Source organism: Arthrobacter sp. Br18, from assembly GCF_000520555.1.
Lineage (GTDB): Bacteria > Actinomycetota > Actinomycetes > Actinomycetales > Micrococcaceae > Arthrobacter_D.
Genome location: NZ_KI914864.1, coordinates 38786 through 42434 on the forward strand (window position 1 = coordinate 38786; position 3649 = coordinate 42434).

The following is a 3649-nucleotide window of genomic DNA, read 5'->3' on the forward strand; positions in this document are numbered from 1 at the left end:
CCCACCGCGCTGCTCGCCGCGGACAGCCTCATGAGCATCGGCGCTATTGCCGTCTGCAACGAACGCGGCGTCAGCATCGGCAGGGACATCGCATTCGTCGCCTACGACGACATCGAAGCCTTCACCCTCCTCAACCCCGCCCTCACCGTGATCGCGCACGACGTCAACGCCATGGGACGCCTCGCCGTCGACCTCCTCACGCAGGTCATCGCCGGCGAAACACCCGCCTCCCGGGTGCCCGCCACCTCCTGGGAATTCCCGAACCCCCCACCGCGCTGCTCGCCGCGGACAGCCTCATGAGCATCGGCGCTATTGCCGTCTGCAACGAACGCGGCGTCAGCATCGGCAGGGACATCGCATTCGTCGCCTACGACGACATCGAAGCCTTCACCCTCCTCAACCCCGCCCTCACCGTGATCGCGCACGACGTCAACGCCATGGGACGCCTCGCCGTCGACCTCCTCACGCAGGTCATCGCCGGCGAAACACCCGCCTCCGTGATTCTGCCCAGCCGGCTCGTCATCCGTGGCTCGACTCCGCCCATCCCAGGAGGTACAGCACTGTGACCGACAATCCCATCCTGACGTTGGACAACGTCACCAAATCCTTCGGGCCGGTGACGGTCATCAAAGGCGTGACGGTCAATGTCTACCCCGGCAAGGTGCAGGTGCTCCTCGGTGAGAACGGCGCCGGCAAGTCCACGCTCATCAAGATGATGGCCGGCGTGCACCAGCCCGACGGCGGCCGCATCCTCGTGGACGGCGAGAAGGTACGCCTCGCCGATACCAACGCCTCGGAAGCCCTCGGCATCGCCACCATCCACCAGGAACTGAACCTCGTCGGGTCCATGACCGTCGCCGAGAACATCTGCATGGGCAGGTTCCCCCGCCGCTTTGGCCTGGTGGACCGGCGCACCATGCGCAACACCGCGAAGGCGGCACTCGACAGAATCGGCCTCCATATCGACGTCGACCATAAGGTCGGCGAGCTCGGCATCGCCCGCCAGCAACTCGTCGAAATCGCCAAGGCGCTCAGCCTCGAGGCACGGATGCTCATCCTGGACGAGCCGACGGCGGCACTCACCAAACGCGAGATCACCGCCCTTTTCGCCGTCGTCGAGGACCTGCGTTCCCGTGGTGTCGGCATGGTCTTCATCTCACACCACCTCGACGAGATTGCAGCGATCGGCAACTCCGTCTCTGTCCTGCGCGACGGCGAATTCGTCGCCGAAGTGCCCGCGGACACCTCCGAGGACGAACTCGTCCGGCTCATGGTCGGCCGCTCCATCGAGCAGCAGTTCCCCCGCCGCCGCGACTACGACGGCCCCGCCGACACCCTCCTCGAAGTGAATGGCCTCTCCACGAAGGGACTCATCAACGACGTCTCCTTCTCGGTGAAGGCAGGCGAAATCGTCGGCCTGGCCGGGCTGATGGGCGCCGGGCGTACCGAAGTGCTTCGCGCCATCGCCGGCGTCGACCCCTACGTCAACGGCACTGTCCACGTGCGCGGCAAGGAGTTGCCTAAGTCCAGCATCGGCGCAGCGATCCGTGCCGGGGTCGGGCATGTCCCCGAAGACCGGAAGGCGCACGGGCTGGTGCTCGGCGCTCCGGTGAACGAGAACATCGGCTACGCAACACTGGCGGCGACGGCGAAGTCCGGCCTCGTGGACCGCCGCGGACAGCGCAAGCGCGCCCAGGACGTCGCCGACAAGCTGCGCATCCGGATGCAGAACCTCGACCAACCGGTGGGCTCCCTCTCCGGCGGTAACCAGCAGAAGACGGTGTTCGCCCGCTGGATCGTCACGAACTCTTCCGTGCTGCTGCTCGACGAGCCGACCCGCGGCGTCGACGTCGGGGCGAAAGTCGAAATCTATGAACTCATGAACGCGATCACCGCCGCCGGCGGCGCCGTCGTCATGGTATCCAGCGAACTCCCCGAGGTGCTCGGCATGAGCGACAGGATCCTGGTGATGAGCGGCGGACATATTTCCGGCGAACTGGCGGGCGGCGACGTCACCCAGGACGCAGTGATGATGCTGGCGGTGCGCGATGTGCAGCGCGATCTCGAAGACAAATTGATGGAGGACGGTCATGAATAAGGTTGCAACCGCCACCGCGCCGAAGAAGGCGGCGGGCGTGTCGCCGGTGAGGAAGTTCCTCGCGGACAATGGCGCGCTCGTCGGTCTGTTCGTCCTCGGACTGGCCCTCTTCATTGCAACTCCGGATTTCCTCACCGGACCGAACCTGCTCAATATCGGCATTCAGGCGTCCGTGATCGCGGTGCTGGCGTTCGGGCTGACCTTCGTCATCGTGGCAGCCGGCATCGACCTGTCGGTGGGCTCGGTCGCGGCGCTGTCTGCGATGGGCTCGGCATGGATCTTCTCGCAGGCCTCACTTCCGGGGTGGCTTGCCGTCGTCGGGGGTCTGCTCATCGGCACCCTGAGCGGTGCGGTCAGCGGGTTCGCCGTCGCCTACGGGAGACTGCCGTCCTTCATCGCTACGCTGGCCATGCTCAGCGTTGCCCGCGGCCTGACCCTGGTGATCTCCGACGGCCGGCCCATTCCGACGGCGCCGGAGGTGTCCTTCCTCGGCGGCGACCTCGGAGTTCTTCCGATGCCGATCGTGGTGCTGGTGATCGCCGGGACCGTCGCCGCGCTCATCCTCAACTTCACCGTCATGGGCCGCTACATGTACGCGGTGGGCGGCAACACCGAAGCGGCGCGCCTCTCCGGCGTCCCCGTCCGCAGGGTGCTGGTCACGGTGTTCGCCCTGTCCGGGCTGTTCGCGGCGCTGGCCGGCCTGCTGCTCTCCGGACGGCTCGACTCCGCCCAGCCGCAGGCCGCGGCGGGCTACGAGCTGGACGCGATCGCCGCCGTCGTCATTGGTGGTGCCTCGCTGGCGGGCGGCGTCGGCCGCATCAGCGGAACGCTGGTCGGCGCGCTGGTCCTGGTGGTCATCCGCAACGGTCTGAACCTGCTGAACGTCTCCTCCTTCTGGCAGCAGGTGGTCATCGGCGTGGTGATCGCCGTCGCCGTCGGCATCGACTCCCTGCGCCGCAAGAACGCACCCCATTAGCCTCGATCTTTCATCAGGCGTGGTTCCCGGTGTGGTCGGGGCTTACTGGCTGCCTGACGGTGTCGATTGTGGCATGTGGGTACGACAGTGTTGCCGCTGACCGTTGGCGGTTGTCGGTGATGGTTCCACGTCCATCACAGAGCGGCTGGTTCTCCTGATCGGGTCATGATGTGCTCCTCGTAACTTTTATGGCGGGGTAAGGGTGTTGAGGCGTGTGAGGGCTTTGAGGAGCAGTCCGGTCTCGGGTGCGGCGGATGCGAGGTGAACGGTCAGCCTTCGGGCGTGGGAGCTTATCCTGCCGGCGATTTCGAAGATCCTCGCCCGGAGTCTTTTCGGTTCCCACTGTCTGGCTTTCGTGCCGTGGAGCGCGAGCATCTGAGCCCAGGCCATGAGTTCGGAGGCGAGCATCACCAGGTGGCACCAAAGCGTGTTCGCCGCAAATGAGTGCAAGGGCAGATTCGCCAGCCCGGTGTCCTTGGCGTTACGGATCCGGTCCTCGCAGCGGGCACGTAACCGGTGCCGGACTTCCAGGTCCGCCAGTTGCCCGTGCTCCTGGTTGGTGGCCAGCGCGGTAT

General features: G+C 66.0%; 4 protein-coding genes and 1 pseudogene. 4 read left to right on the forward strand and 1 reads right to left on the reverse strand.

Annotated elements, in window-relative coordinates; translation table 11 throughout:
• The first annotated feature begins 9 nt into the window (after positions 1-9).
• The 4 genes and pseudogenes from Y704_RS25230 to Y704_RS0109950 all read left to right on the forward strand — a co-directional run bounded on the left by Y704_RS25230 (position 10) and on the right by Y704_RS0109950 (position 3074).
• Positions 10-300, forward strand: coding sequence for a substrate-binding domain-containing protein (locus Y704_RS25230; RefSeq protein ID WP_343212835.1), 291 nt, complete (start codon positions 10-12; stop codon positions 298-300).
• Positions 195-566: pseudogene (locus Y704_RS25235) on the forward strand (substrate-binding domain-containing protein); the annotation flags it as partial. The gene Y704_RS25230 and the pseudogene Y704_RS25235, both read left to right, overlap by 106 nt.
• Positions 563-2098 (forward strand): sugar ABC transporter ATP-binding protein, encoded by a 1536-nt coding sequence (locus tag Y704_RS0109945; RefSeq protein ID WP_026550012.1) that lies wholly within the window; start codon positions 563-565, stop codon positions 2096-2098. The pseudogene Y704_RS25235 and the gene Y704_RS0109945, both read left to right, overlap by 4 nt.
• Positions 2091-3074: an ABC transporter permease gene (locus Y704_RS0109950; RefSeq protein WP_026550013.1), complete on the forward strand. Its 984-nt coding sequence runs from the start codon at positions 2091-2093 to the stop codon at positions 3072-3074. Before Y704_RS0109945 ends, Y704_RS0109950 begins: the two co-directional genes overlap by 8 nt.
• A gap of 186 nt (positions 3075-3260) precedes the next feature.
• Here Y704_RS0109950 and Y704_RS0109955 read toward each other — a convergent pair.
• Positions 3261-3649: IS1380 family transposase (locus Y704_RS0109955; RefSeq protein ID WP_026550014.1), on the reverse strand; the 389-nt coding region annotated here is incomplete at its 5' end.